General features: G+C 51.4%; 31 protein-coding genes and 1 pseudogene. 13 read left to right on the top strand and 19 right to left on the bottom strand.

Translation table 11 applies throughout. From position 1 onward, the window contains the following. Nucleotides 1-85: 85 nt before the first annotated feature. Genes purB through rluE form a run of 5 tightly spaced genes read right to left on the bottom strand, consistent with a single transcriptional unit; the run spans nt 86 to nt 4,422 of the window. Nucleotides 86-1,456, bottom strand: a complete 1,371-nt coding sequence (purB, locus tag AC2T6E_RS04525; protein ID WP_120158893.1) for an adenylosuccinate lyase — start codon at nt 1,454-1,456, stop codon at nt 86-88. A gap of 19 nt (nt 1,457-1,475) precedes the next feature. Then, the gene (hflD, locus tag AC2T6E_RS04520; protein WP_126815342.1) at nt 1,476-2,105 is read right to left on the bottom strand and encodes a high frequency lysogenization protein HflD; all 630 of its coding nucleotides are present in this window, start codon (nt 2,103-2,105) and stop codon (nt 1,476-1,478) included. Between the two features lie 27 nt (nt 2,106-2,132). Then, nucleotides 2,133-3,245, bottom strand: coding sequence for a tRNA 2-thiouridine(34) synthase MnmA (gene mnmA, locus AC2T6E_RS04515; protein ID WP_108416777.1), 1,113 nt, complete (start codon nt 3,243-3,245; stop codon nt 2,133-2,135). Between the two features lie 40 nt (nt 3,246-3,285). Continuing rightward, on the bottom strand, nt 3,286-3,759 hold the full coding sequence (locus AC2T6E_RS04510) for an NUDIX hydrolase (RefSeq protein ID WP_089599908.1): 474 nt from the start codon (nt 3,757-3,759) through the stop codon (nt 3,286-3,288). A gap of 9 nt (nt 3,760-3,768) precedes the next feature. After that, nucleotides 3,769-4,422 (bottom strand): 23S rRNA pseudouridine(2457) synthase RluE, encoded by a 654-nt coding sequence (rluE, locus tag AC2T6E_RS04505; protein ID WP_120158891.1) that lies wholly within the window; start codon nt 4,420-4,422, stop codon nt 3,769-3,771. A 117-nt stretch (nt 4,423-4,539) separates the two neighbouring features. Between rluE and icd the strand changes: the two genes are divergently transcribed. Next, nucleotides 4,540-5,790 carry an NADP-dependent isocitrate dehydrogenase gene (icd, locus tag AC2T6E_RS04500; RefSeq protein WP_063142859.1) on the top strand — a complete coding sequence of 417 codons (1,251 nt, stop codon included), beginning with the start codon at nt 4,540-4,542 and terminating at the stop codon, nt 5,788-5,790. Between the two features lie 119 nt (nt 5,791-5,909). On the opposite strand, the gene AC2T6E_RS04495 is transcribed toward icd, so the two are convergent. Continuing rightward, nucleotides 5,910-6,665 carry a glycosyltransferase family 25 protein gene (locus AC2T6E_RS04495; RefSeq protein ID WP_454539267.1) on the bottom strand — a complete coding sequence of 252 codons (756 nt, stop codon included), beginning with the start codon at nt 6,663-6,665 and terminating at the stop codon, nt 5,910-5,912. Between the two features lie 334 nt (nt 6,666-6,999). Here AC2T6E_RS04495 and AC2T6E_RS04490 point away from each other — a divergent pair, with 334 nt between their 5' ends. From AC2T6E_RS04490 to AC2T6E_RS04480, 3 genes are all read left to right on the top strand, one after another. Then, a complete protein-coding gene (locus AC2T6E_RS04490; RefSeq protein ID WP_454539268.1) occupies nt 7,000-7,245 on the top strand; it encodes a YmjA family protein in 246 nt (81 codons plus the stop codon). Nucleotides 7,246-7,558: 313 nt separating this feature from the next. After that, nucleotides 7,559-9,031: a sensor domain-containing diguanylate cyclase gene (locus AC2T6E_RS04485; RefSeq protein ID WP_120158890.1), complete on the top strand. Its 1,473-nt coding sequence runs from the start codon at nt 7,559-7,561 to the stop codon at nt 9,029-9,031. Nucleotides 9,032-9,331: 300 nt separating this feature from the next. Continuing rightward, on the top strand, nt 9,332-9,580 hold the full coding sequence (locus AC2T6E_RS04480) for a GlsB/YeaQ/YmgE family stress response membrane protein (RefSeq protein ID WP_010430025.1): 249 nt from the start codon (nt 9,332-9,334) through the stop codon (nt 9,578-9,580). Nucleotides 9,581-9,634: 54 nt separating this feature from the next. Here the strand turns inward: AC2T6E_RS04480 and yoaJ are convergent, their stop codons facing one another. The 3 genes from yoaJ to AC2T6E_RS04465 are packed head-to-tail and all read right to left on the bottom strand — an operon-like array spanning nt 9,635 to nt 10,882. Next, the gene (gene yoaJ / locus AC2T6E_RS04475; RefSeq protein WP_071985424.1) at nt 9,635-9,709 is read right to left on the bottom strand and encodes a protein YoaJ; all 75 of its coding nucleotides are present in this window, start codon (nt 9,707-9,709) and stop codon (nt 9,635-9,637) included. Continuing rightward, on the bottom strand, nt 9,710-9,808 hold the full coding sequence (locus AC2T6E_RS04470) for a YoaK family small membrane protein (RefSeq protein ID WP_010430030.1): 99 nt from the start codon (nt 9,806-9,808) through the stop codon (nt 9,710-9,712). It abuts the gene before it with no gap. Nucleotides 9,809-9,853: 45 nt separating this feature from the next. Further along, the gene (locus tag AC2T6E_RS04465; RefSeq protein ID WP_486690688.1) at nt 9,854-10,882 is read right to left on the bottom strand and encodes a sensor domain-containing diguanylate cyclase; all 1,029 of its coding nucleotides are present in this window, start codon (nt 10,880-10,882) and stop codon (nt 9,854-9,856) included. A gap of 307 nt (nt 10,883-11,189) precedes the next feature. Between AC2T6E_RS04465 and AC2T6E_RS04460 the strand changes: the two genes are divergently transcribed. Both AC2T6E_RS04460 and AC2T6E_RS04455 read left to right on the top strand, forming a co-directional pair. After that, a complete protein-coding gene (locus AC2T6E_RS04460; protein ID WP_089599068.1) occupies nt 11,190-11,444 on the top strand; it encodes a putative hemolysin in 255 nt (84 codons plus the stop codon). 80 nt (nt 11,445-11,524) lie between these two features. Next, entirely contained in the window at nt 11,525-11,830 is a 306-nt protein-coding gene (locus tag AC2T6E_RS04455) for a periplasmic protein (protein WP_042714215.1), read from the top strand. Here AC2T6E_RS04455 and AC2T6E_RS04450 read toward each other — a convergent pair whose 3' ends face one another. Further along, nucleotides 11,831-12,175, bottom strand: a complete 345-nt coding sequence (locus tag AC2T6E_RS04450; RefSeq protein ID WP_454539269.1) for a DUF488 domain-containing protein — start codon at nt 12,173-12,175, stop codon at nt 11,831-11,833. Between the two features lie 101 nt (nt 12,176-12,276). Between AC2T6E_RS04450 and AC2T6E_RS04445 the strand changes: the two genes are divergently transcribed. Next, the gene (locus tag AC2T6E_RS04445; protein ID WP_089599071.1) at nt 12,277-12,984 is read left to right on the top strand and encodes a CTP synthase C-terminal region-related (seleno)protein; all 708 of its coding nucleotides are present in this window, start codon (nt 12,277-12,279) and stop codon (nt 12,982-12,984) included. 33 nt (nt 12,985-13,017) lie between these two features. On the opposite strand, the gene AC2T6E_RS04440 is transcribed toward AC2T6E_RS04445, so the two are convergent. After that, on the bottom strand, nt 13,018-14,205 hold the full coding sequence (locus tag AC2T6E_RS04440) for a CynX/NimT family MFS transporter (protein ID WP_108416781.1): 1,188 nt from the start codon (nt 14,203-14,205) through the stop codon (nt 13,018-13,020). Nucleotides 14,206-14,304: 99 nt separating this feature from the next. On the opposite strand from AC2T6E_RS04440, the gene AC2T6E_RS04435 reads away from it, so the two are divergent. Then, nucleotides 14,305-15,096 carry an AraC family transcriptional regulator gene (locus tag AC2T6E_RS04435; protein ID WP_460212451.1) on the top strand — a complete coding sequence of 264 codons (792 nt, stop codon included), beginning with the start codon at nt 14,305-14,307 and terminating at the stop codon, nt 15,094-15,096. Here the strand turns inward: AC2T6E_RS04435 and AC2T6E_RS04430 are convergent. Then, nucleotides 15,080-15,526, bottom strand: a complete 447-nt coding sequence (locus AC2T6E_RS04430) for a DUF441 domain-containing protein (RefSeq protein WP_010430052.1) — start codon at nt 15,524-15,526, stop codon at nt 15,080-15,082. The two genes, AC2T6E_RS04435 and AC2T6E_RS04430, sit on opposite strands and share 17 nt — an antisense overlap. A gap of 145 nt (nt 15,527-15,671) precedes the next feature. On the opposite strand from AC2T6E_RS04430, the gene yoaI reads away from it, so the two are divergent. Next, the gene (gene yoaI, locus AC2T6E_RS04425) at nt 15,672-15,776 is read left to right on the top strand and encodes a small membrane protein YoaI (RefSeq protein WP_010430055.1); all 105 of its coding nucleotides are present in this window, start codon (nt 15,672-15,674) and stop codon (nt 15,774-15,776) included. 21 nt (nt 15,777-15,797) lie between these two features. Here the strand turns inward: yoaI and AC2T6E_RS04420 are convergent, their stop codons facing one another. The 3 genes from AC2T6E_RS04420 to yeaG form a co-directional block, all read right to left on the bottom strand. Then, complete coding sequence (locus tag AC2T6E_RS04420; protein ID WP_042719249.1) at nt 15,798-16,298, bottom strand: YbaK/prolyl-tRNA synthetase associated domain-containing protein; 501 nt, start codon at nt 16,296-16,298, stop codon at nt 15,798-15,800. A 99-nt stretch (nt 16,299-16,397) separates the two neighbouring features. After that, complete coding sequence (locus tag AC2T6E_RS04415) at nt 16,398-17,681, bottom strand: YeaH/YhbH family protein (RefSeq protein ID WP_010430062.1); 1,284 nt, start codon at nt 17,679-17,681, stop codon at nt 16,398-16,400. Between the two features lie 73 nt (nt 17,682-17,754). Then, nucleotides 17,755-19,689, bottom strand: coding sequence for a protein kinase YeaG (gene yeaG, locus AC2T6E_RS04410; RefSeq protein WP_042717518.1), 1,935 nt, complete (start codon nt 19,687-19,689; stop codon nt 17,755-17,757). Nucleotides 19,690-20,122: 433 nt separating this feature from the next. Between yeaG and AC2T6E_RS04405 the strand changes: the two genes are divergently transcribed. After that, complete coding sequence (locus AC2T6E_RS04405; RefSeq protein ID WP_108416783.1) at nt 20,123-20,869, top strand: MipA/OmpV family protein; 747 nt, start codon at nt 20,123-20,125, stop codon at nt 20,867-20,869. 83 nt (nt 20,870-20,952) lie between these two features. Here the strand turns inward: AC2T6E_RS04405 and AC2T6E_RS04400 are convergent, their stop codons facing one another. Both AC2T6E_RS04400 and AC2T6E_RS04395 read right to left on the bottom strand, forming a co-directional pair. Next, entirely contained in the window at nt 20,953-21,837 is an 885-nt protein-coding gene (locus tag AC2T6E_RS04400) for a D-hexose-6-phosphate mutarotase (RefSeq protein WP_486690682.1), read from the bottom strand. 197 nt (nt 21,838-22,034) lie between these two features. Beyond that, entirely contained in the window at nt 22,035-22,322 is a 288-nt protein-coding gene (locus tag AC2T6E_RS04395) for a hypothetical protein (protein ID WP_316384058.1), read from the bottom strand. Between AC2T6E_RS04395 and AC2T6E_RS04390 the strand changes: the two genes are divergently transcribed. Then, nucleotides 22,312-23,334, top strand: a complete 1,023-nt coding sequence (locus tag AC2T6E_RS04390) for a replication protein (protein WP_316384060.1) — start codon at nt 22,312-22,314, stop codon at nt 23,332-23,334. The two genes, AC2T6E_RS04395 and AC2T6E_RS04390, sit on opposite strands and share 11 nt — an antisense overlap. 168 nt (nt 23,335-23,502) lie before the next feature. Next, the gene (locus tag AC2T6E_RS04385; RefSeq protein ID WP_316384062.1) at nt 23,503-24,351 is read left to right on the top strand and encodes a hypothetical protein; all 849 of its coding nucleotides are present in this window, start codon (nt 23,503-23,505) and stop codon (nt 24,349-24,351) included. Between the two features lie 103 nt (nt 24,352-24,454). Here AC2T6E_RS04385 and AC2T6E_RS04380 read toward each other — a convergent pair whose 3' ends face one another. Together AC2T6E_RS04380 and AC2T6E_RS04375 are read right to left on the bottom strand one after the other, a co-directional pair. Beyond that, nucleotides 24,455-24,721 (bottom strand): Ogr/Delta-like zinc finger protein, encoded by a 267-nt coding sequence (locus AC2T6E_RS04380; protein ID WP_148791191.1) that lies wholly within the window; start codon nt 24,719-24,721, stop codon nt 24,455-24,457. A 56-nt stretch (nt 24,722-24,777) separates the two neighbouring features. Beyond that, nucleotides 24,778-24,894, bottom strand: a pseudogene (locus AC2T6E_RS04375) (phage portal protein); the annotation flags it as partial. 800 nt (nt 24,895-25,694) lie between these two features. On the opposite strand from AC2T6E_RS04375, the gene AC2T6E_RS04370 reads away from it, so the two are divergent. Beyond that, on the top strand, nt 25,695-26,414 hold the full coding sequence (locus AC2T6E_RS04370; RefSeq protein WP_454539271.1) for a hypothetical protein: 720 nt from the start codon (nt 25,695-25,697) through the stop codon (nt 26,412-26,414). The last annotated feature ends 84 nt before the right edge of the window (nt 26,415-26,498 follow it).

Here is a 26,498-nt window from a genome sequence, read left to right as displayed (position 1 = left end):
ACGCTGATTATGTTGTTGTGGTGATAAACATTGACTAAACCGGGGAAAAGCATCCCCCTTTTCGGGCGAAAAGGGGGAGAAGGGGTTACTTCAGCTCGTCAACCATCGTGACGGCGCGACCAATATAGTTCGCCGGGGTCATCGCCTTGAGACGCGTTTTCTCGTCCTCCGGCAGTTCCAGACCGTCGATAAACTGCTTCATGCCTTCAGCGTCCACGCGTTTGCCACGGGTCAGCTCTTTCAACTTCTCGTACGGTTTTTCAATGCCGTAACGGCGCATCACGGTCTGGATTGGCTCCGCCAGCACTTCCCAGTTGTGATCCAGTTCGTCCAGCAGACGATCGCGGTTCACTTCCAGTTTGCTCACGCCTTTCAGTGTGGACTGATAGGCGATCAGCGCGTAGCCAATGCCTACGCCGAGGTTACGCAGTACGGTGGAGTCAGTCAGGTCACGCTGCCAGCGGGAAACCGGCAGTTTGCTCGCCATATGCTGCAGCATGGCGTTCGCCAGGCCCAGGTTGCCTTCGGAGTTTTCGAAGTCAATCGGGTTCACTTTGTGCGGCATGGTGGACGAACCGATTTCACCGGCGATGGTTTTCTGTTTGAAATGGTTCAGCGCGATATAGCCCCACACGTCACGATCGAAGTCGATCAGGATGGTGTTGAAGCGGGCGATGCAGTCAAACAGTTCCGCGATGTAGTCGTGCGGCTCGATCTGGGTGGTGTATGGGTTCCACTGAATGCCCAGAGAGGTCACGAACTCTTCGCTGAACTGGTGCCAGTCCACTTCCGGATAGGCGGCGATGTGGGCGTTATAGTTGCCAACGGCACCGTTGATTTTGCCGAGGATCTCAACCTGTTCCAGCTGACGATACTGACGCTCCATACGGTATGCCACGTTCGCCATCTCTTTACCCATGGTAGAGGGGGTAGCTGGCTGGCCGTGGGTACGGGAAAGCAGCGGAATGTCGCGATATTCCACAGACAGCGCTTTCACCGCGTCGATGATTTTACGCCAGTATGGCAGCACGACTTCTTTGCGCGCGGTGGAGAGCATCAGCGCGTGAGACAGGTTATTGATGTCTTCAGAGGTACAGGCAAAGTGAATGAATTCAGACACGGCGTGCAGGGCAGGAACGCTTTCCACTTTCTCTTTCAGGAAATACTCAACCGCCTTCACATCGTGGTTGGTGGTGCGTTCAATGGTCTTAATGCGCGCAGCATCTTCTTCATTGAAGTCAGCAACGATTTTATCAAGGTAATCGTTTGCCTTTTCGTCAAAAGCAGGAACTTCCTTGATTGCTGCCTGGGCGGCCAGCTTCTGCAGCCAGCGTACTTCAACCTGAACACGGAACTTCAGCAAACCATATTCGCTGAAGATCCCGCGCAGCGCGCTGACTTTATCGCCGTAGCGTCCATCGACAGGGGATACGGCGGTCAGTGAGGATAATTCCATAATTCGCAACTCCGGGAGGTTAACAATGAGCAAGAATTTGTTTTGCCTGAGTGGTCAGGCGATTACGAGAAAACATTAACTGCAGGCGGCCGCCGCCGACCTGATGCCACAGCACGGCGGCGCGGATGCCCGCCAGCAGCGAGGCGCGAACCTTCGCCTGAACCTGTGGGCTTTGCAGTACCGCAGGAGAGCCGGTGACCTGAATGCGCGGGCCTAGCGGGCTGATGACGTCGACATAAATCCCCGCCATCGCGCTCAACAGCGTTTCCGACTGCAGGTCAAAATGTTCGAGCTGACGCTGCAGCCCGGCAATGCGATCGCCCAGCGTATTCATTGCGCCTTTTGCGGCGTTCAGCTTACGTTCCAGTACCATCAGGCTTAACGTGTAGCGGGTTAATTCCGCGTTTAACCCCTGACGGTTGCTGGCATTGAGCACGCCGAGCAGGGTTTCAAGACCGAGACGAAGATTGGCTTCACTGCCGCCGAAAACACCCAGCGTAGAGCCCGGGTTGAGATCGATAACGCTGTTAAGTGAAACGTGCAGGGCATCGGCGTCGCAGTGACCCTGATGCGCCAGCTGTTGCACCAGACGGGCTGACTGGCAAATTCCCGCCAGCGCCAGGGTGATGTCATAGTAGTTCTTCGCCACACGGTCTCCTTTATGTGTGCAATCGTATTAAACAGCAGGCAGCGGCAGGCGCTGTTCAATGATCCCGCCGCCCAGGCAGATCTCACCGCTGTAGAAGACAGCGGACTGACCCGGGGTGACGGCTGCGACCGGCTCGTCGAAACGCACGTCAATGCGATCGTCATCAAGCGCGGTAATGGTGCAGGGAATGTCGGTCTGACGGTAGCGTGTTTTCACCGTGCAGCGGAGCGTGCCTTTCAGCGGCTCGCGATCGACCCAGTGCAGCTGCTGCGCGATAAGCCCAACGGACATAAGACGCGGATGATCGTGGCCCTGGGCGACAACCAGAATGTTGTTTTCAACATCTTTGTCGACGACGTACCACGGATCTTCACTACCTTCTTTGGTCCCGCCGATACCCAGACCTTTACGCTGGCCGAGCGTGTGGTACATCAGACCCTGATGCTGGCCAATCTCTTCACCGTCGACGGTGACAATTTTACCCGGCTGTGCAGGCAGGTAACGTCCCAGGAAATCGCGGAATTTGCGCTCGCCGATGAAGCAGATGCCGGTGGAGTCTTTTTTCTTTGCGGTGATCAGGTCCAGCTCTTCGGCGATTTTACGCACTTCCGGCTTTTCCAGCTCGCCGACCGGGAACAGGCTTTGGGCAATCTGTTCGTGGCTCAGCGTGTAAAGGAAGTAGCTCTGATCTTTATTGCCGTCCAGACCGCGCAGGAGCTGGCTTTTGCCATTCACATCTGCGCGACGCACGTAGTGACCGGTCGCAATGTAGTCTGCGCCCAAATCTTCTGCAGCGAATTCCAGGAAGGCTTTGAATTTGATCTCTTTGTTGCAGAGAATATCGGGGTTCGGCGTGCGGCCCGCTTTGTACTCTTCCAGGAACAGTTCAAAGACGTTGTCCCAGTATTCCGCCGCAAAGTTTACGGTGTGCAGTTCAATGCCAAGCTTGTCGCACACGGCCTGCGCATCGGCGAGATCCGCAGCGGCAGTGCAATATTCCTCACCATCATCTTCCTCCCAGTTCTTCATGAACAGGCCCTCCACCTTATAGCCCTGTTGCTGTAACAGGTAGGCGGAAACGGAGGAATCGACACCGCCGGACATGCCGACGATCACTTTTTTCTGGCTATTATCTGACATGGAATACTCACGACATTGAACTTCAAGGCGGCGTATTCTATCACGCCCCCCCACCGTTGACACCCTCTGTAAACGGCCAGTTAAATTCTCCGATGACATCCAGCGGCAGGCGAACCGCAGACTGCCAGCAGCGGATGCTTTCCGCAACCAGCGGCGAGCGCAGGTTTGGCGCGTTCAGGATCTCGTCGGCGGTCACCCACAGGCAGCGATCGATATCGTCATCGTGCGGTTCAGTGGCGCACGTTTCGCTAAGCTCAACGGTGAATAAAAAACGCAGGAAGGGGGTGCTATCGGGCGCGATCCACTGGTGCATACGGATGAAATGCTGGGGCTCAGCGTGAATGCCAGTCTCTTCCCACAGCTCACGCTTCGCTGCCTGGAGTAGGGTTTCATTGGCTTCAAGATGCCCGGCAGGCTGGTTCCACAGCGCTTTGCCGTTGATGCTCTCTTCAACAACAAGGAATTTGCCCTGGGCGTGAACCACACAGGCGACCGTAACATGAGGTTTGAACATCGTTTCTCCTTAAGGGACAGCGTCCCGCCATTCGCCGTTCGCCAGTGAATCCAGCGTGTAGCTGCCCATGGCGTAGCGAATCAGACGCAGGGTAGGGAAGCCAACGTGTGCCGTCATCCGGCGAACCTGGCGGTTGCGGCCTTCGTAAAGGGTGATTTTAAGCCAGCTTGTCGGAATGGATTTACGTTCACGAATCGGCGGGTTGCGCGGCCACAGCCATTCCGGCTCATTCACGCGCTCAATACCCGCGGGCAGGGTGGGACCGTCATTTAACGTCACGCCGTTGCGCAACGTCGCCAGCGTCGCGTCATCCGGTTCGCCTTCAACCTGCACGAAGTAAATTTTGCCGGTGCGTTTCCCCGGTTGCGTGAGCTTTGCCTGCAATGCGCCGTCGTTGGTTAAGACCAGTAGCCCTTCGCTGTCGCGGTCCAGTCGCCCGGCGGCGTAAACGCCCTGCACGGGGATGTAGTCCTTCAGCGTGCTGCGCCCGGCCTCGTCGGTGAACTGCGGCAAAACATCGTAGGGTTTATTGAACAGAATCACCCGCGTCGGCTGGGTTTCTTGCGGTCTTCTGGTGGCTTGTCGCGAGCTGAATCGCTCAACCCGGTGTTTTGTAAAAGAAGTTTTCTTCATGGTATTTTCAGGCGTTATCAATTGCCGCATTATAGCCTAATAACGAAGACCTTTCATGGCGTCGGACATTCAGGTACTATCGAAGGGCTCATTACAATTTATTAACATAAGATCAGTAACAACCAGAAGCGCTCGAAGGAGAGGTTAATGGAAAGCAAAGTAGTTGTTCCGGCGGAAGGTAAAAAGATCACCCTGCAAAACGGCAAGATTAACGTTCCTCACAATCCGATTATCCCGTTCATTGAAGGCGACGGTATCGGTGTAGACGTTACCCCGGCAATGCTGAAAGTGGTTGATGCCGCTGTTGAGAAAGCCTACAAAGGCGAGCGTAAAATTTCCTGGATGGAAATTTACACCGGTGAGAAATCGACTCAAGTTTATGGCCAGGACGTCTGGCTGCCAGCAGAAACGCTGGACCTGATCCGCGACTACCGCGTTGCTATTAAAGGCCCACTGACGACGCCAGTTGGCGGCGGTATCCGTTCCCTGAACGTGGCGCTGCGTCAGGAGCTGGACCTGTACGTGTGTCTGCGTCCGGTTCGTTACTATCAGGGCACCCCAAGCCCGGTTAAGCACCCTGAACTGACCGATATGGTTATCTTCCGCGAAAACTCAGAAGACATCTACGCGGGTATCGAATGGAAAGCGGACTCTGCTGACGCAGAAAAAGTGATTAAATTCCTGCGCGAAGAGATGGGCGTGAAGAAAATTCGCTTCCCTGAGCATTGCGGTATCGGCATCAAGCCATGCTCTGAAGACGGTACTAAACGTCTGGTGCGTGCGGCCATCGAATACGCGATCACCAACGACCGTGACTCTGTGACCCTGGTTCACAAAGGCAACATCATGAAGTTCACCGAAGGCGCGTTCAAAGACTGGGGCTACCAGTTGGCGACCGAAGAGTTCGGCGGTGAGCTGATCGACGGCGGCCCATGGCAGAAGATCAAGAACCCGAACACCGGCAAAGAGATCATCATTAAAGATGTGATCGCCGATGCGTTCCTCCAGCAGATCCTGCTGCGTCCTGCTGAATACGACGTAATCGCCTGTATGAACCTGAACGGTGACTACATCTCTGACGCCCTGGCAGCGCAGGTTGGTGGTATCGGTATCGCCCCTGGCGCGAACATCGGAGACGAGTGCGCTCTGTTCGAAGCGACCCACGGTACTGCGCCTAAATACGCAGGCCAGGACAAAGTGAACCCAGGCTCAATTATTCTGTCCGCAGAGATGATGCTGCGTCATATGGAATGGTTCGAAGCCGCAGACCTGATCGTTAAAGGTATGGAAGGCGCGATTAACGCGAAAACCGTAACCTATGACTTCGAACGTCTGATGGAAGGCGCTAAGCTGCTGAAATGTTCAGAGTTTGGCGACGCGATTATCGCGAATATGTAATCTACTCGCTGGATTAAATATCAACGGGAGCCTAAGGGTTCCCGTTTTTTTACCTCGATTATTGTTACAATCACGCTTGTTATGGAAAATATAAAACCGAGTTAACTTAATCTGAGACTTTAGCCTTTCCCTTGATTAATGACTTTACTGAAAAGGGGAAGGATCGCTCTTCTGAATTTATGCTTGATTTTAGTCTTAAAGGCTCTGCCTGCCATAAGCTCATTCCATATTTTCTTCTTTCTTATATGGATTTCGTGCGCATCTTGCGGAACATTAATCGTAGAGTTCTTAGCTTCATCAGAAAGATGCACAGGATGAGGGACAACTGAATATACCTCAACCAATGACATATCTTCAAACAGCCCCCATTTATCAGACACAATCCAAACAGGATAAAGCCCTTTTAGTAACGATCTTGCGGCTTCATAGTTTATGATATAACTATGTGCCGTTGTGGCAAGTAAGGTTTTATGTAAAGAGTAATTGCCAAAAATAGTCTTTAATGGTTTTTTAAAATACTTGTTTGTGCGGCTTAGCAAGATAATCGAAGGACGTTCTGAAGGAACGGTGATGCTTTGGAGTATGTTTTTAAAATCTTCGGTCAAAACAACGTCATCTTCAAGGATCAGAGCATTATTGATCTTTTCATCAATTATTTTTTGGTAAATTTTTTGATGGCTTAGTGCACAGCCGATCTCACCAGGAAGAAAAGCGTAATTTACTTGAGCTGTGACACTTTGCCTCTCTTTCTCTGACATCGCTCTGCCATCTACGGCCTCTACAAACTCAGCAGAAAGCCCCAGAGCAACAAGCTGGGCCTCAATCTTCTGCCTTCTTTCTACGGACTGTTTAAGATTTACAATAAAAATCTTCATAAAAAACCTATTATTAAAAGCCTTTTTGTGGTCACGAGTCGAACTCTGTAGCTGAGCAGCAAAAAAGATGCACGACATGAATATGTCTGTCTATCAAGCTCAACCCGTAACGACATCTCACTGCGGTATTATGCTTGTCGCTGTTACTGCTGCAATAGCTATCTTCATTCTTATGCCAGAAATGTATCTGTGGATGGCCAAAACGGGTCGAAAAGGCATTAGTCGTTTGTTGAAGTAATCAGTCAACTGACTGAGCCTTCCATGGGCTTTTGTCAAAGAGCGTCGTCAGATATAATCGCGATATTGCTCTTTAATTGTTAAACTTGAGACAGGCATGAACAACGATATCCCACTTAAATTTTATGACATCGTCGACGAGTACTCGACGGAAGCCGCTGAAACGGTGAGCGAAGCGGAGCGAGATCAGCTGGCACACTATTTCCAGTTGTTGATCACCCGTTTGACGAATAATGAAGAGATCAGCGAGGAAGCCCAGCAAGAGATGGCCAGCACAGCAGGTATTCGCACGATGCGGATTGATGATGTTGCGAATTTCCTGAATCAGTGGGGCAACGAGTAATACGTTGATATCATGGGACGAATGGGCATCGTTTAGACATCCCGGCTCACCGCCCTTCAGTAATTTGAGTTATACTCTATCCGAATGAGTGAATCAGGATAACGTTCGGCAATAAACGATATTTTTTTTCACTTTCTTCCCCTTCAAAAACGTGCTCGCAGAATTCAGGTTGAGACAAATTGCGCAACCAACCAATACTGGTGGTTTCATTTGCATAGCTTAAGTACAATTTATTTTCCTCTTATACTGACCTTTGCTACAGTGACAAGAGTTGTCAGCCAAGGATATCAGGCGTGATAAGGTGGATTAGCTCGTGCATGTGAAAAACGCGTTTAACACAACAACCATTACCGTCATCATCGTCTCACTGATTATTTCGCTGTCGCTTGTCGTTCAGATCGCCACGTCCAGACAGCAATCAATTCAACAAATTAATACCAGCGTTGCCAACCTGAGCCATACCCTTGATGTGTACACTGAGGGGATTATGCGCCAAAGCGAAATGTTGATTACCACCGTCTCTGACATGATTGAAATTTATGGCATGACGCCGCAGCAGGCTGTGAATATTCAGCGGATAATAACAAATCAGGATGATTTACTTTCTCAGATAAATAATGTTGTCGTCTACGATGCGAAAGGGGATATCTTCACGGCATTGCATGAGGGGTTTTCCGGTTCCCGTAAAGGGGCAGACAGGCCATTTTTTGTCTATCATAAAGAAAATAAAAATTCGCAGATTTTTATTGGTCAACCTGTGGTAAGCAGAACAAACGGTAAATGGGTGATTACCATCAGTCGACGCCTGGAAACGCACTCGGGGGCCTTTAACGGGGTTGTCGTGGTTACGCTGGGTATCGAAAACTTTCTTGCGCTATATGGACAGATTAACATTGGTCATTCTGGGGTTATCGGTTTAACGACGCAAACAGGTGTATTACTGGTTCGGCACCCTTTTAAAAATAACTATATTGGCGCGATTGTTTCTGACTCACCCCTCTTTAAAGAGTATCTCAAGGTACAGAATGCCGGGATAGCCAGTTCCGTCTCGCGGTTTGATAAAATCGAACGCATCTACGCTTTTGAGAAAAACAGACGCTATGGTTTGGTGACGACGGTGGCGGTCAGCAAGGAGGAGGCGCTGTCTCCCTGGCGCAAGCAGGCCATTCAGCTCGCCGTCGTTATTCTTATTTTAACCGCCGTGCTGATCGTGGCTTCCTACTTTTTGTATGTAGACTTATCCAGGAAAAACCGGGTTAACAAAGAGCTTCAGATCATTGCCTCTGAAGATGCATTGACCGGGCTTTTCAATCGCCGCGCATTTGATGAAAAGATCCTGTCTGAAATTGCGCGCTGTGCGGCTGACAATTCCCCGATTTCGGTGCTGATCGTGGATGCGGATTTCTTCAAAAAATACAATGACAACTACGGGCACCCGGAAGGGGATCGCTGTCTTAGCCTTCTGGGAGAGTGTCTCAGGAAAAGCCTTACCCGGAACAACCAAATTGTGGCGAGATACGGCGGTGAGGAATTTGCGCTCATCTTGCCTGACACCGATATCGAGGAGGCGTGTCGCCTTGGCAAATCGATTATTCGCAATGTCTGTTCCCTGAATATTGAACACGATTTCAGCCCCTTTGGGCGGGTAACGGTAAGCGTAGGGGTCTCAACCGCGCGTGCCGTGGAGATTGCAGGCAGCCAGCAGAACATTATTATTGCTGCCGATCGTGCGCTCTATCAGGCAAAACGGGCCGGACGAAACCAGCACGCCTTTATTGCGGTATGACGTGTCTGTCTTGCAGGCAAAAAAAAAGCCCACTCAAGAGTGGGCAAGAAATACTGGAAGCAATGTGAGCAATGTCGTACTGAATACCTGAGTGTTTCACTCAACTATTCAGTGTTGAGAAAGATAATCTTTCTCAACAAAAGATGCAACCCCACATTTCATGTGGAACGGCATTTTTATAGCTCAGATTTTACTCAATCAAACCCTGTGATGCTTATCACAAATTTCCTTTCTTAAATCCTGTGCTATCCTTTTCTGTGTCGTTGATTTAATGACAAAAACCATACAGAGAGGAAAGCTATGGGAATTTTATCCTGGATTATCTTTGGGCTGATTGCGGGGATCCTGGCGAAGTGGATTATGCCGGGCAAAGATGGTGGTGGGTTCTTCGTAACCGTCATACTGGGGATCGTGGGTGCAGTCGTTGGCGGCTGGATCAGTACCCTGTTCGGGTTTGGCAAAGTAGATGGCTTCAATTTTGGCAGCTTTGCCGTCGCGGTGATTGGCGCCCTGGTGGTTCTGTTTATCTACAGAAAAATCAAAAGCTAAATCTATTATTCGCTAAAAAAGGCTGCCTGATGGCGGCCTTTTTACATTGGAGGTTTACCACCAGCCGAACTGTGAACCGGCGACAGCCACGATTGCCACGATCAACATAATGATGGTTGTTTTTCTCATTTATGCCCCCGGCGCAGCGTAACCGCCAATGAAAAACCACGCTAAAAAAATCACCGCCGTTATAAAAATAACAACCGGGAAGAGGATCCCTATTCTCATGCCATCACCTTTATCGTTTTACGAAACGCCGTAGAGTGTACGGCGTTAATCCATCGTGAGAAAGCGTGTTTTACTTTTTCCTTTTTTGTCTTGATACATCGCCATATCTGCCGCCTGTAACGCGCTGTCCGTATCGGTGCTGGCGGGATCAACTTCGACGATGCCCAGACTCGCACCCGGATACACAATATGAACCTGACCGAGCCAGTATTCGCCCGCAATGCGAGCGCTAAGCCGGGTTTTCAGCAGATTAACCTGCGTCCTTTCGGCTTCTTCCGTGCTTTGACTCAGACAAGCTACCAGAAACTCATCGCCGCCTAATCTTCCGACGATCTCGTCCTCGGTCTGTTCGTCAGTGAGTCGTTTGCCCACTTCGATCAGGAATCGATCGCCCGTCTCATGCCCGAAGCGATCGTTAATCAGTTTGAAATCATCCAGATCGATAAACGCAATAATGGCGTTGCGTTTAAGGTGTTTAGCTAAGGAAAACAGGGTAGTGAGATTCTCGAAAATCGCCCGACGGTTGGGCAACCCCGTGAGGGCATCGGTATACGAGTGGGCGATGAGCGCTGCATTGGCCTCGCGAAGCTGGGCCACCAGGGACTCTTTCTGAATGTACTGTGCAATTAAACCGGCAAACAGTTTCAGCACTTGCTCACCGCGTTCACTAAGCTGCTTTTTTTCTGTGCTGGTCGCGCAGAGGGTCCCGTAAATCGAACCATCAGCCAGGTGAATAGGGATACTCATGTAGGTTGTAATCCCAAGCGCTTTTGCGGCTTCGCAATCAGGCCAGCGACCCGCCACGTCGTTGCTGAACAGCGTATCGCTGTCTATCGCACGCTTGCACAGGGTATCCCCCCACGGAACGCTCAGCCCTTCAGGGATCTGCATCTGCTTACTGTTGCGGGCATAAAGAATGTGCTGCAACCGCGCGTTGATATCCACCTTTGTCAGGTAGGTGGATTCCATTTCGGTCACAATTTCCAGCATCTCCAGCAGCTGGCGTACAAGACTTTCTAAGGATTGCTCGGTGGCGAGTGTTTCAGAAACACGGGCAAGGATGATATCCGACATGACGTGTGTTGACTCCCATACAGAAGACGTCTGCATCTGCATGTTATGCTGAAATTTTCCAATTTCGACATAGTAAAACATGGATATAACAAATTTTATACATTCTCCGGGGCGATTCAGGAGACAAAAAGGCCCCGGTGCAGAGACCGGGGCAAAGACATCTTGATTACGGAATGATGTTCTCTGGTCATATCGAGAACACGCTGCACTGTAAGGGGCAAAAGTGCAGTTACGATGGAGAAATCATGGAGAAAACCCTCCTGACCCGTTACCCTGACGTTTTCAGGACGCTTTAAGGATTGCGATGATGAAATATCTGTTACTGGCACTGGCGTTACCGCTCGCAGCATGCACAACAAAAGCTACTCAACCTGACGCCCCTATGCCGCCGCATGCGGTAGGGATGGCGAACCCGGCCTCCGTGTACTGCCTGGAGAAAGGTGGCGAACAGATCCCGGTGCAAAGTCCGCAGGGTGTGCGTACCGAGTGCAAACTGCCTGGCGGTGAAGTGATTGATGAGTGGGATCTCTACCGTCGCGATCATCCGCAACCTGCCAGGTGACAGCGGGATACTCTCTGCGATACACTTCTCTTTAGGATTATTCTTAGCCAGTTTCTGGCGATATTGACCGCGAGAGAAGTATGTTTCAGTTAAAGCCGGGCAGCCTGGCGATAATCATTGGCGCGCGTACGCCAGCTGGCCGCCGCAACGTTGGAAAATCAGTGGAGCTGTTTGGTCTTTGCCAGCCAGGTCAGCGTTTTGTTAATCCAGTAAACGGCGTGATGACGCAGCTGCCTGCAACGGCGGACCGTGCGCTGTGGCTGGTGACCGGAGATGTCTATGCGTTTGATAATCAGCATGGCTTTGCGTTTGTCCGCCCGGAACATCTGCTGCCGCTGACGCCGGACGAAACATCGCAGACCTGTGATGAACTGACGATCGGTTGATTACAGATGGCTCAGCCAGTCAGCCAAAACCAGGGCATGATTTTGCGCCTCGTCTTTAGCGCCGTAGAGCAGGGTTAAGGTCTGCCTGTTTGCCAGAGCTGCCAGACGCTGGCCTTCGTCCTTATGCTGCGCCAGTTCTTCCCGATACGCCTTACTGAAGGCAGTGAAATCAATCGTTTCGCTATGAAATGCTCTGCGCAATTCAGTTGAAGGCGCGAGCGTTTTACACCATTCATCATACGCGAGGTCTGTTTTTTTCACCCCGCGTGGCCACAACCTGTCCACCAGAACCCGATAACCGTCGTCCTGACTGGCCCGATCGTACAGGCGCTTGCACTGAATCATATTTCACCCCTCCCAATTTAAGGTATTGTGATAATTGCAGAAGATCGGTAGTCTGAGGTTCCTTATGTTATCTGATAATTCTTTGGCATAAGGACTCCCTCATGGAACACCTCCCGGTTAAAACGACGCTGCGCATTGCCCTTGTTGGCGATTATAACGCTAATGTGGTCGCGCATCAGGCGATCCCACTGGCAATTGACGATGCCGCTGCTGTACTGGATCTCACCGCCGATTATGACTGGCTTGCAACAACGGAGCTGACCAGTCCGGAAGACCTGGTAGGCTATGATGCCATCTGGCTGGTGCCTGCAAGTCCCTATAAGAACACCGAGGCGGCCTTCATCGCCGCACGCTACGCCCGTGAAAACAGTATTCCCTTCCTCGGGACCTGCGGTGGATTCCAGCACGCATTGATTGAGTACGCGCGCAATGTGCTGGGCTGGAGCGATGCGGCTCACGCCGAAACGGATACCGAAGGGACGATGGTGATTGCGCCGCTGACCTGCTCGCTGGTGGAAAAAACCGATGCCATTGAACTGCGGAACAATACGCTGATCGCGAAAGCCTACGGAAAGCCGGAAATTGTAGAGGGTTATCACTGCAACTATGGCGTGTCGCCAGAATTTGCGCAGCAACTGGAGAGCGGTGATATGCGCGTGACGGGCTGGGACGAGCAGGGCGACATTCGCGCAGCCGAACTGGTTACGCATCCGTTCTTTGTGATCACCTTATTCCAGCATGAACGTGCAGCGCTTGAAGGGCGTCCGGTGGTGCTGGTGCAGGCGATGCTGCGCGCGGCGCGCGGATAAAACAAGGGCAGACTATCGGGTCTGCCCTTGTCATTAGCGGGGTGTGATCTCCCGGTCACGCCCGGCAAGCACGCCGCAAACCGCCATCACCGCGGCGGCCAGCGCGCAGGCCATCAGTGGAATGCGCCAGTCCCCGGCCGTGTCGTGAATTTTCCCCATCAGCGGTGGCCCGCAGGCGGCCAGCAGATAACCAATCGACTGCGCCATACCGGATAACGCCGCCGCCTGGTGTGCAGAGCTGGCGCGCAGACCAATGAAGGTCAGGCCGAGGATCATGGTCGCACCCGAGCCAAAGCCAAACACCAGCGTCCATACTACCGCCATGTCAGGCGCAAACCAGAACCCCGCCGCGCTCACCGCGCACATCAGTGCCACGATACCGGCGATCCCGCGTTGATCCTTCAGGCGATGGAGGAGCAGGGGGACAGCAAGACCCGGCACGGCGGTGGCCAGCTGTAGCAGGCCGTGCATCGAACCTGCCTGTGTTTCACTGTAGCCGTGACTGAGTAAAATCGCCGGTAGCCAGCCGATTATCACGTAGTAAATCAGCGAGTTGATTCCCAGAAACAGTGTCACCTGCCAGGCAAGAGCAGAGCGCCAGATGGCGCGATTGTGCAACGCACCTGCGCCGGTCACGGTGGCAGCAGGAGTCTGACGCCACTGCGGCAGCCACAGCAGCAGGGCGACCAGCGGGAAGATCATCAGCATCAGCAGCGCGCCGTGCCAGCCCGCATCACCCAGCGCCAGGGGAACAATCAGCGCAGAGCCTAACGCAGCAGACGCCCCCATTGTCAGGGAATATGCCCCGGTGAGCTTAGCCACCTGGCCCGGGAAGTCGCGCTTGATTAATCCCGGTAACAGCACATTGCCCAGTGCGATACCACAGCCGATGACCGCCGTACCGATAAACAGCAGAGAGGCCGAAGGCAGGGAACGCACGCCAATTCCGGCGCAAATCAGCAGCAGGGCGAGAAACAGGCTGCGCTCCATGCCGATACGGCGGGCGACACCTGCGGCGAGGGGAGAGATTAACGCGAATGCCAGCAGAGGCAGCGTGGTGAGCAAACCCGTTTGCGCGGTGGTTAAGCCGTAGTCCTGACGGATGGTGTCAAGCAGCGGCGCCGCCCCGGTAAAGGTGACGCGAAGCGTGGTGGCAATCATCAGGATGCCTGCAATTAGCAGCGCGCCGTGTTTTCCTGACGTTCGAATAGCTGTAGTCATTATGTTCTCATACGTTCAATCGAGCGCACACAATACCGATTTTCAGCCTGGTTGAAATCAAGCTAAAATGACAGTTTATCGCTAATATCGGACAACTTTATGATCGGTCTTGGGCTGGATGGCTACGATCCGGATAGCCAGCACGACGCTGCGGTGGCGTTTCGCATCCGCGTGGTGGCTGAAGAACAGCATATTCCGCTGCATCATCACCGTAAAGGTCAGCTGATTCTGGCGCTGGGGGGCGCGATCACCTGCGATGTGGAAAACGCTATGCTGATGGTGCCGCCGCAGTATGCCGTATGGGTTCCGGGGGAGATGCCGCACAGCAATAAGGCCACGCCAGGCGCACAGCTGTGTTTCTTATTTATTGAACCCGGCGCCGTCAGTTTGCCCGATCGCTGTTGCACCCTGAAAATCTCCCCGTTGGTGCGGGAACTTATTTTGTCGCTGGCGGATAAATCGCGTGAAGCGCTGCGCCTTGCAGCCACATCGCGCCTTGTGGATGTCCTGTTTGACGAGTTACCGCTCCAGCCACAGGAGCATCTGCAGTTGCCCGTGTCGCCCCATCCTAAAATTCGGCTGATGAGCGAGAAGATGGCAGAAGAGCCTGCCGCCTGGCAAACGCTGGCGCAATGGGCGAGTCACTTTGCCATGAGCGAGCGCAACCTGGCGCGGCTGGTCGTAAAAGAGACGGGGTTAAGCTTCAGGCGCTGGCGACACCAGCTGCAGTTGATTGTCGCCTTGCAGTTGTTAATTAGCGGGAACTCCGTGCAGCAGGTAGCACAGTCACTGGGGTATGACTCTACCACCGCCTTTATTACCATGTTCAAGAAAGGGTTGGGGCAGACGCCTGCTCGCTATATTGCCAGCCTGACTACGACTTCCCAATAAACAGCGAAACCAGCCCGGCGGCAATCAGTGGCCCCACCGGCACGCCGCGGAACAGCGCTACGCCGAGCACGGTGCCTACCAGCAGGCCCGCCACCAGCGAGGGCTGGCTGCTCATCAGCGTCACGCCGCGTCCACCCAGCCACGAGACAAAAACACCCACCGCGATCGCCACCAGCGATTTCCAGTTCATGAACGAATGCAGCAGTGTCGAGGCGGGAAGCGTGCCGCTGGCGATCGGAGCCATCACACCGATGGTTAAAATGATAATACCGATGGTGAGGCCTTGTTTTTCTATCCACGGGAAAAAGGTATTGAGCGGGGTCACGCGCACAATAATCAGCACCAGAATCGAGATGGCGACCGTGGTGTTATGGCTGACAAAGCCGAGCGCGGCGAGTGCCAGAAGAATGAGCAGAGTAGGGTCAAACATAGGGAGTCCTTGCCAAAATAATTAACCTGCTTACTGTACGCGCAAACGCGACGCAGGACAGTTTTAAAAAGATTTTGTTGTTGTCATAACCTTGTCATTTACGCGGATTAAAACGGAGGCAGATATCGCAAAAGGGGTCGCCATCATGAACGATCACATGTTTGTTGAAACGCTGATTATCTCCTCATCGTTTTTCGCTATTGCCGTGATTCTCGTCGCCTCCGTACTGTTTCTGGAAAGAAAAGGCTGACGGGGGCGTCAGCCTTAGCGGTTACGCTTTATGGAAGGTCACCAGCTCAGGACGGGCGATGCGCAGGTAATCCTGGGTATCCATAATGACGGATTTCTCCAGCAGGCCAGCGTTAAACGCGATTTCGTCGAAGCGCTCGAACAGCAGCGGGTCGGCCACCAGCGCCAGGTCAGGATGGAAGCTAAAGGGCGGGATAGCGCCGAAAACGCAGGCGGTCAGGGTATCGACTTCCGCCGGGCTGGCGAGCGAGGCCTTAAGCCCGCCAAAATGGCTGGCAAGCTGGCTTAGGTCGGCCTGCAGGTCGGCGGCCAGGATCGCCAGAACGTGTTTTTTTACGCCGTTGCCTTTCACTTTGCACACCAGCGCTTTCGCGCCTTGTCTCAGATCGGTCCCGCGAATTTCACTTACCGCTTCACATTTCCCCACCGCCTCGTGCTCCATCACCCGAAACCGCGCGCCCTGCTCGGTAAGTAAGGTAATCAGTTGCTGGTGAGTTGCCGTCCCAATAACATCTTCAGACATAACGATTTTCCCGGTAATAAACCCATTTGCAGCTTGCTACATTATCACGGGATGAACGGGGTCGAAAGAAAACAGCCAGCGGATTCGCTGGCTGCTGGGTTATGCATTGCTGGTGGCAGACTGCTTGTGGAACAGCTCCCGGAATACCGGATAGATATCATCCTGATCGCGGATGTGCTGCATGGCAAAGTTATCGAACATCGACTGCAAATGTTCATACTCCCGCCACAGAGTCTGGTGCGCGCGGCGGGTGATTTCGATATAGCTGTAGTAACGCACGACGGGCAGAATTTTCTTCGCCAGAATTTCATGACACAGCGGCGAGTCGTCTGCCCAGTTATCGCCATCCGAGGCCTGCGCGGCATAGATGTTCCACTGCGCCGGGTCATAACGCTCTTTCACCACTTCATCCATCAGCTTCAGGGCGCTCGATACAATGGTCCCACCGGTCTCCTGCGAGTAGAAGAACTCATGTTCATCCACCTCTTTCGCCTGAGTGTGGTGGCGGATATAGACCACCTCCACGTTCTTATAGGTTCTGCTCAGGAACAGGTAGAGCAGAATATAAAAACGCTTCGCCATATCTTTGGTGGCCTGGTCCATTGAACCGGAAACGTCCATCAGACAGAACATCACCGCCTGGCTGGATGGCTCTGGACGTTTTTCGTAGTTCTTGTAACGCAGGTCAAAAGTGTCAATAAACGGCACGCGGTCGATTTTTGCCCGTAGCTCGGCAATCTCTTTGCGCAGGCGCTCCTCTTCCAGCAGTTGCGCCGGTTCCGTGTTTTCCACGACCTTCAGGCTGGTTTCCAGCTCGCGCAGTTCACGTCGTTTACCTGCTGTCATCGCCGTCCGTCGCGCCAGTGAGTTCTGCAGCGAACGCACGACGCTGATATTGGCGGGCACGCCGTTTGCGGTATAGCCCGCGCGATGGGTTTTGTATTCGTTAAGCTGGCGGTGCTGGTTCTTTTTCAGATTAGGCAGCGCCAAATCCTCAAACAGCAGGTCGAGATATTCATCTTTCGAGATCTGGAAGACAAATTCATCCTGACCTTCACCGTCCTGGCTGGCTTGTCCCTGACCGCTTCCAGAACCGCCGCCACCGCCTTGTGGACGCTCGATTCGGTCATTCTGAACAAAGTGATCGTTACCTGGGTGGACGCGATGGCGCAGACCGCCTCGCCCCTGATGAAACATCGGTTCGCTGATGTCATCGGTGGGGATGGAGACAGACTCGCCGCTGTCGACGTCGGTTACCGAGCGTTTGTTGATGGCCTCGGAGATCGACTGTTTAATTTGCGCTTTATAACGACGCAAGAAGCGCTGGCGGTTCACCGTGCTCTTGTTTTTGCCGTTAAGACGCCGGTCAATAAACCAGGTCATATACCCCCCGTACTGCATTTGCCAACTTGCATTTTGTAGGCCCGGTAAGCGTAAACGCTACCGGGCACTTGTTTTAAGACGATTTGCGCACGCGCAGGTACCATTCGCAGAGCAGGCGGACCTGTTTGCGGGTATAGCCTTTCTCCATCATACGGTCGACAAAATCGTCGTGCTTTTTCTGCTCGTCGGTTGAGGTTTTGGCGTTAAACGAAATAACCGGCAACAGCTCTTCGGTATTGGAGAACATTTTTTTCTCAATGACCGTGCGCAGTTTTTCGTAGCTGGTCCAGTTCGGGTTACGCCCGTTGTTATGCGCTCTGGCGCGCAGGACGAAGTTGACAATCTCATTACGGAAGTCTTTCGGGTTGCTGATACCGGCAGGCTTCTCAATTTTTTCCAGTTCTGCATTCAGGGATTCACGGTCAAACAACTGGCCGGTATCCGGGTCGCGGTACTCCTGATCCTGGATCCAGAAGTCAGCATAGGTGACATAACGGTCGAAAATGTTTTGCCCGTATTCTGAATAGGATTCCAGATAGGCCGTCTGGATCTCTTTGCCAATGAACTCGGCGTATTTCGGGATCAGGTAGCCTTTGAGGAACTCCAGGTAGCGTTCAGCCTGCTCCTGCGGGAACTGCTCGCGTTCGATCTGCTGCTCCAGCACGTAGAACAGATGGACCGGGTTGGCCGCCACTTCCGCATGGTCAAAGTTAAAGACGCGGGAGAGGATCTTAAACGCGAAACGCGTGGACAGACCGTTCATCCCCTCGTCGACGCCAGCGTAATCACGGTACTCCTGATAGGACTTCGCTTTCGGGTCGGTGTCCTTCAGGCTTTCACCATCATAGACGCGCATTTTCGAGTAGATGCTGGAGTTTTCCGGCTCTTTCAGACGCGACAGAATGGAGAAGCGAGACAGCGTTTCCAGCGTTCCCGGTGCGCAAGGGGCATGCACCAGCTCACTGTGGTTAAGCAGTTTCTCGTAAATTTTGATCTCTTCCGAGATCCGCAGGCAATAAGGCACTTTGACAATGTAAACACGGTCGAGGAACGCCTCATTGTTTTTGTTATTACGGAAGGTGACCCACTCAGATTCGTTGGAGTGCGCCAGAATGATGCCGTTAAACGGCAGGGCGGAAATACCTTCCGTCCCGTTGTAGTTCCCTTCCTGGGTGGCGGTCAGCAGTGGATGCAGCACTTTAATCGGTGCTTTAAACATCTCGACGAACTCCATAATCCCCTGGTTTGCACGGCACAGGGCGCCGGAATAGCCATAGGCATCCGGGTCGTTTTGCGCGTGATGTTCCAGCTTACGGATATCGACTTTACCGACCAGGGCCGAAATGTCCTGGTTGTTCTCGTCGCCGGGCTCCGTTTTGGCGATGGCAATCTGTTCCAGAATTGACGGCCAGACTTTGACGACGCGGAATTTGGTAATATCGCCACCAAACTCGTGCAGGCGTTTTGCCGCCCACGGTGACATAATCGTGCCGAGATAGCGGTGCGGGATGCCAAACTCTTTATCAAGGATCTGCGCATCTTCCTGCGGATTAAACAGGCACAGCGGATGGTCATTGACCGGGCTGCGTTCCCCGTTGGCACTCAGCACGTAAATCGGCACGCGTTGCATCAGGGCTTTCAGGCGCTCGGCAAGCGACGATTTACCGCCGCCCACAGGACCCAGTAAATAGAGGATCTGCTTCTTCTCTTCCAGACCCTGAGCAGCATGCTTCAGGTAGGAGACGATCTGCTCGATGGCATCTTCCATGCCATAGAACTCTTCAAACGCCGGATATCGGGCGACGACCCGATTCGAAAAGAGACGGGAAAGCCGTGGCTCCAGGGCAGTATCAACCATGTTAGGCTCACCAATAGCCATCAATAGCCGTTCTGCCGCATTGGCATAGGCACTGCGATCTTGCCGACAGATGGTAAGAAACTCCTGCAGTGTGAACTCTTCGTCCTTGGCAGCTTCGTAGCGCTGGCGATAGTGATCGAATATATTCATGGCATGCCGTCCTTTCGTTTTTTAGCACAGGATAAGAGCCGTTCGTATGAGTAGTGGAGGCTCCCGGAAGAGAATTTCTCGCACCTCACTGCCAGAGCAGCAACCTGTGTGCCAGGTCAGACGCTAAGAAGTGCGGGGGTGTGCAGCAAAATCTCTTCTTAAATTAAAGCGTAGATGGCATTTGCAAAACTTGCATGCTGAGAAAATCTAATTTCAATGACATATCAATAACTCATCCAAAAATTCCCACGTGCGTAATAAGGCGAAGCCGCGTTTTTCATTCAGGGTTCACATAAATGAAAGCAGCCTGTCATCTGAAAAGTAAAAAATAACGGGTTAATCAGACTCATTAGTCAGCAAAAAATTTTGGGATGAACGGGAATGGCGGTTACACTTCACCCGCTGATTATTTGACTACAGGAAAGAATGGATTGTGACCAAACTCAAACTTCTGGCATTGGGCATCCTTGCCGCTACCGCAGTGAACACCGCACAGGCAGAAAGTCAGTGGACTGTTGGCGCGGGCGCGGGTGTCATTAACAGCCCTTACAAACAGTATGACCGCGACGTGTATCCCGTTCCCGTTGTCACCTATGAAGGCGATAACTTCTGGTTCCGTGGCTTGGGCGGCGGCTACTATCTGTGGAACGATACGGCTGACAAGCTGTCGATCATGGCGTATTACGACCCGACGCACTTCAAGCCAGGTGACAGCGACAGCAACGCGCTTCGCCAGCTGGACAAGCGCAGAAGCTCGCTGATGGCGGGTCTTTCTTACGTACACAATACCCAGTATGGCTTCCTGCGTACTGCGCTGGCGGCGGATACGCTCGACAACAGTAACGGCTTTATCTGGGATCTGGCGTGGCTTTATCGCTACACCAACGGCGCGCTGACGCTGACGCCGGGCATTGGTGTGCAGTACAGCAGCGAGAACTACAACGACTACTACTACGGCGTCTCTAAAGCTGAATCTCGCCGTAGCGGTTTGAAAAGCTACAGCGCGGATGATGGCTGGGATCCGTACCTGGAGCTGACCGCGAGCTATAACTTCCTGGGTGACTGGAACGTTTACGGTACTGGCCGTTACTCCCGCCTGAGTGATGAAATCAAAGATAGCCCGATGGTCGACAAATCCTGGGCAGGCATCTTCTCTGTGGGTGTGACCTACAAGTTCTGAGTGTGCATCATTAGTATGCATTCTGTGCATCAAAACGGGGCGCTTGCGCCCCGTTTGTTTTATTTTGGTGCAGCAGAACAGAGTTAACGTTTCACAATCTTAATCGTCTGGCCTAAACGGGACGGTTTTTCTTCGCTTGTTTTCTGCGGCGTGCTCACGCAGGCGGTTTCTACGCAAACAAAGGTTTTATAACCGTCATCCGTTACGTCCGCCATGCTGACAGAAAGCGCCGGGCCTGGGTTCCAGCCGACTACGTCGCTGTGATGGTGATGAACCACTTCAATACCACGATTCAGGGCACCGTCATGGATCACGCTGCATGCTTCCGGGTGCAGGTAAACGCGGTCGGTACGGTCAGGGAACGTTTGCACCCCGTCGCTCAGCTTGCCTTCCTTCGCGTTATCCACCTTGTCGATAAAGGTATCACCAAGACCGCTCACTTTTACCGCGCTAATATCACCCACGTTGAAATAGGTGTGCAGGGCTGACGTGGTTTCAAACTCGCCATGGGCTTCCAGCTCAATTTCGCAGGTTTTCGCCAGCTTGAAGCGGGCATAAAGGGTGAAATCGTGCGGCCACAGGGCGCGAGTTTCATCGTTTGCCTGCAGTTCAAAGGTCAGCACCGCGCCGTTATCATCTTCGTTGTGTGCTTTCAGCGTCCACTGTTGATTACGGGCAAAACCGTGAGACGGCAAACCCGGTTGCGCGGAAGGGCCGAACCACGGCCAGCAGATCGGTACGCCGCCACGGATCGCCGCCCCTTTTTTGAATGAGGTCGCATCGCTCAGCCATAAGCCTTCCACTTCTCCTTCCGGTTTCCAGGAGAGCAGGTGAGCGCCGTTCAGCGCCACGGACGCTTTCACGCGCGGATGGTCTACAACGATAATATCAGCACCGTCGATCTGACGGCGGGAGAGCACAGGGGTAAGTTGTTCGACTACCGGAAGTGCAAAAATTTTATTAATCATTAAGCAATCCTCTGTCTTAAAACAATAAAAAAGGCGACCAGAGTGGCCTCTCTTTAACTAGTGAATTCAGTAATTTACTGTTTTATCAGTAAAGTGATTACAACATTCTACACCATAAAACCACACCAAACAGCAGTGTTTGGGGCAATTTGTGGACACTCCCAAAAGAAGAAACCCCGCATTGCGGGGCTCCATTATCAGCGCTTGAAGAAATCGAATAGAAAGGTGACTAACGCGAATGCTGTTGGAATCACTGTTAACAGCAACAGCGTCTGTTTGTTAATTGCTTTTTGCAATTCGGTTCTTAATTCGCCGCTTTGAGTGGACATTACGGTTCTAAGCTCGCCGCCTTGAGTAGACATCTCGGTACGAAGCTCCCCTCGAAGTGCAGCGATCTCAGTGCGGATATCTGATATGTCAGCTTTGGTGGCGAAGCTTTCGGAACGCACCATCAGCGTAGTGAGGTCGTTGCGAATGACTCTCACATCTTCCTCAAGTGCAGTAACGCGTCTTTCTAAAATTTCTGTTTATCGTGAATTACGAAAGCTGAGCAATCAGCTAACAAACCAGCGCAAGATTGCGAACACCTTCAAACGTGGCGCGCCCATGCGAACGATCCGGCAATGGATGCGGTTTGCGCCGCCGCCGACGTGGGTTGCTTCGCGACTTACATTCTGCGCCAGGGGCGTCCTGATCCCGCGTGAAGATTATGTCGTCCGCCTGGCGTATCAACCCGCCGAAGAAATGAATGCTTACTGTGAGATCCCCGACAAGGTCTTCGGCGTCTGGTCACCGCGTCTGGGGGAAGAATCCCGCATTTGCACGCGTCTGGTTAAGTGGACAATCCGCGCCAAATCCAAAGCCGCCACCGAGGCCAAAAGCGGCCCCGGTTTGGGGTATGACCTTTTGCCGTCGCCAACCGGCGACGCTTGGAGTTCTGTCAATAACGCTACGGAAGACGAAAAAATCACCGATTTTTCACCCCGTGGCGAGGTAAGGACAGAAAATTCAGATGATGAAATATTCGATTTTGACAGCATGACCGAAGCGCAGCGTCGCAAATTGTGGAAGCGACTCCGGGAAATGCCTCCGCCGCGTCGAACTGTTGCCACGCCATATCCCCCAGGCAGTGATTTAGATATTGCCTGGCGTGATGCCGCCGAGAAATTAGAGTCCAGAAGTCTGGCCAAGGATGCCCGCCGCGCCGCGCTGGCCACGGCGATTGCTCATCTGGAGTCGGAAGCGGCATTGCATGGGCTGGAGCTTGGCGAGGTGCTTGCGTTATCGCTATTGAAAGGCGGTTGCCTGACTGTTGGGGCAACGATTTACCGTGCCAAAATTAGCGGCGAGCTGATCACCCGTCAGCAATTCAATGATTCCCGGAAAGTCGGCAAGTTGTGGGAACGGCTGCGGGATAACCACGGCGTGAATATCACGAAGCTGCGATTTGACCCGGTTGGGGAGTATCAAAAAATGCTCAAGCAAGCCAGGGAATAAATATCAATCGCGGGGGCCGACGCAACTTGTTGAGACGGTTCGCGTGATACTGCGGGTGCGGGCGGCAAAGAGACCGTGGATATAAATTCAGCTTGTGTAAATAGCGTTTGTCATGATAATTAAGGTTTTTTAATCATATTTCTGATAATCAGAGGAATCGGAGATTTTATGGCGCATGATAAATTTGGTGTTGATCTTGATGCTCAGTATGTTGTCACACAGACCATAGAAAATTACTCAAAGGTATTTAAAGATATTTCAAGTATTAAGATTAGTCATACTCAACGTTCTAATAGGCCTTTGGTCTTTATCCATACGGATGAAGACCAGGGGGTTATTTTTCAAGAAATAATATCAACAAAGATTGAAAATAAAAAACTGAAATTCTCCCGACCTAACGAAATATCCTTGTCTATGAGTATCGCTAGGAAGTCTCTTGAACGCTCTAGAGAAATTAGGCGAGGTATTTTAAAAGATTTTGGGAATGAAAAGAAAAAGGATATATTTGATGAAAAGGTTATTGATGTATACGATTATCTTGAGGAGGTTCAAAAAACAATTATATTTAGCTATAAAGCAATCGAATCACTATGCAACTCTGCTATACCATCAGATTATATATATAAAAAACAATTAACAAAAAAAGGAATACATGAGGTGTATGATAAGTCTGCGATTGAGCGATGGTTAACAACGGCTGAGAAAGTATCAATAATCTTACCTGAGATATATAAATGTACTTCCCCAGCAAAGAGAAATTTCTGGGGGCATTTTAAAAAACTTGAAGAGCTTAGAAATGATATAATCCATAGTAAGTCTAGTTCAACATCAAAATTACTTAGTGAGTTATTATCTAGTGATGTTGATAAATATTTTAAATCTTGTGAAGACATGCTTCTATATTTTTATAATTTGGATAAGCAGAATCCTATGTTTCCCTTAATGTCCGGCGTATCTGAGATAGTCTTTATTGAATGGGAAGATATGAACTCTGCTGTCAAAAAAATCAATGATTAATTGTTCATTAGTTTACTGATTAATATTAGAGGCCTTATAATAGTGTCGGAGAGTTACTGTAGTTAATGTAAACTTAAATAGTAAAAACCCGCTTAGGCGGGTTTTAGATTGAATTATTATTTAATAATTCCAATGTGAATTGTCTTTCTTCCGGCGTTAGCCGGTCAATCAGGAATTTGACCAGCTTGTTACCGGTCAGCCCGCTGGGGCTGAGCGTGTGAGAAAACGAGGCGTTAAAAACAAACGTGTGGCCGCATTCAACTTCGGTGCACGCACAGTATAAATCCGCCAGTTTTTTGTCTTTCCAGTCAGATTTACGAATGATGGCCGGTTGACCGCATTCAGGACATTTAATTTTAAAAACTCGCATGTTCACCACCCCGCACGCCATTGCTAACAATGGGGATGATTTTAAACTAATTACGTTCATTTTTCGCCCTTATCGGCGGTAATTACCGGCAATTCAACGTCAAAGTTAAGGTGTAAGCGCGGCGGGATTTCCGGGTCATTGTTAACCCCATTCATAAATTTACGCTGTAACGGGATATGTGCATCCCATACGCATCCCAACACAGGAGCCAGTGGGCAGGCAGCGCAGTTCACCGGAACCGCCGAAAAAACAACCGCTTTGAAAGCAAAATACAGCCCCCTTATTGCCTGACAAAACGCAGGCGAAAACCATCACGTCACTAGACGCCACAGAACGCCCCACTGCATGCGCAGAAACATAAGGCCGACATCGTTCGGCCTTTTTTGCGTTCGTTTAACCACGCCCCAGAGACGGAGCGACAGAACGCAGACGGAAGCGGAACCGAGACGGAAACGGCGCTACACAGCACCCGCCTGCGGTATTTGGAACGTAAAAAATTTTGCAAAAGAATTTTTGCGCAAAGCTACCCGCCAGCCCGCGCCGCCGCTGGGCTTCTGCGGCCTGCTGGCTTTTGCACACCGCGCAGGGATTTGCAGCGCTTCGCAAAAATTGCCGCGACGGCAGCGGCTAACTAATTGGTTAAATTAATGTTTTTAAAAGGATCGTTTCGCTTTCCGTCACGATCAAATGCGCGCTGTAGTAGTCAGGAGTTATCGGCAGAAAAGTTGATTAGCCTTGCGCGGTGTGGGCTGGCGGTCTGCTGGCTGGGATTTGGGTTTTGCAAAAAATGCCGTGCGGTTAATGCGAGGATACATAGCTTCAGTAAATCTAAGCATGACTTAAGAACTTAGGTTTGAGTTTCTATTGAAGCAAAAATCCCATGATCAATTAGAGTTGAGATCACAACAAGCTAAGGACTAAGTTTACTCTTGTCCCCTTCATTAGTAGATTAATTTAAGAATTAACTGATCGGATGACTACTGAAATGGATAGTGTAATTATTGAGCTTGATAAGCGTTGGGAACTTCAGGATTTTGCTGTTCTAACAAAGGAGTATCTGCAGTTATATGGGATACTTTACGCCGTATCTAACAGAGCTGAACAAGTAGCTCGTAGCCGCGAACGAGGTATAGATAATCCTCACGGATATGCAACTATGCCGTGGGAAGGTGGCCATAGCGTAGTTAACTTCATCAGAAGCGTTTCAAGTTTTGTGCCCGAAAATAAACGACCTGTTGTTAAACAAATACAATATGCATCCCCTGGGTTCATAGAGCTTTCTTGCGCAATCGATGTTGCTTGGCAGATAGCGGGTCTTGTCACGGCGATTGGTGCAAGTATCCTTGCAGCAAATAAGGTCTATGACAAAGTTATGAGGGATTATAGGCAGCGGGAATGGTCTGGTTTGAAGTCTCAACAATTGAGGCTAAAAAATAAGGAGCAGGAGATAAAACTCATAATTGAAAATACAAAGTTACTCCAAAAAAGCTTCAATCTGAATGATGTGCAGTTTGCAAATCTTCTATCGCTAGCAGGGGGAGACGAACTTGTGCAGTTAAAGATGCTTTTAGCTATGCACAGGCGAATAGTACCTCTTGCCGAGCTGCAGGCAGAAGGAAAGGCAAATTTTGATACCAAAGATACTCGAGTAGAACCTAAGAAGGCCAAGACGAAGCGTCCTAAAATGAAGTAGGTGGGTTGTTTTAGTGTGGCCACTATGTGGTCAATATGATAAGAAAACTTATTAAAAACAACGCAGTTATACATAAAAAAAGGC

Source organism: Enterobacter sp. B79-1 (assembly GCF_057444735.1).
Note: the sequence above shows the minus strand (reverse complement) of the source record. Positions and strands in the feature narration are given on the sequence as shown.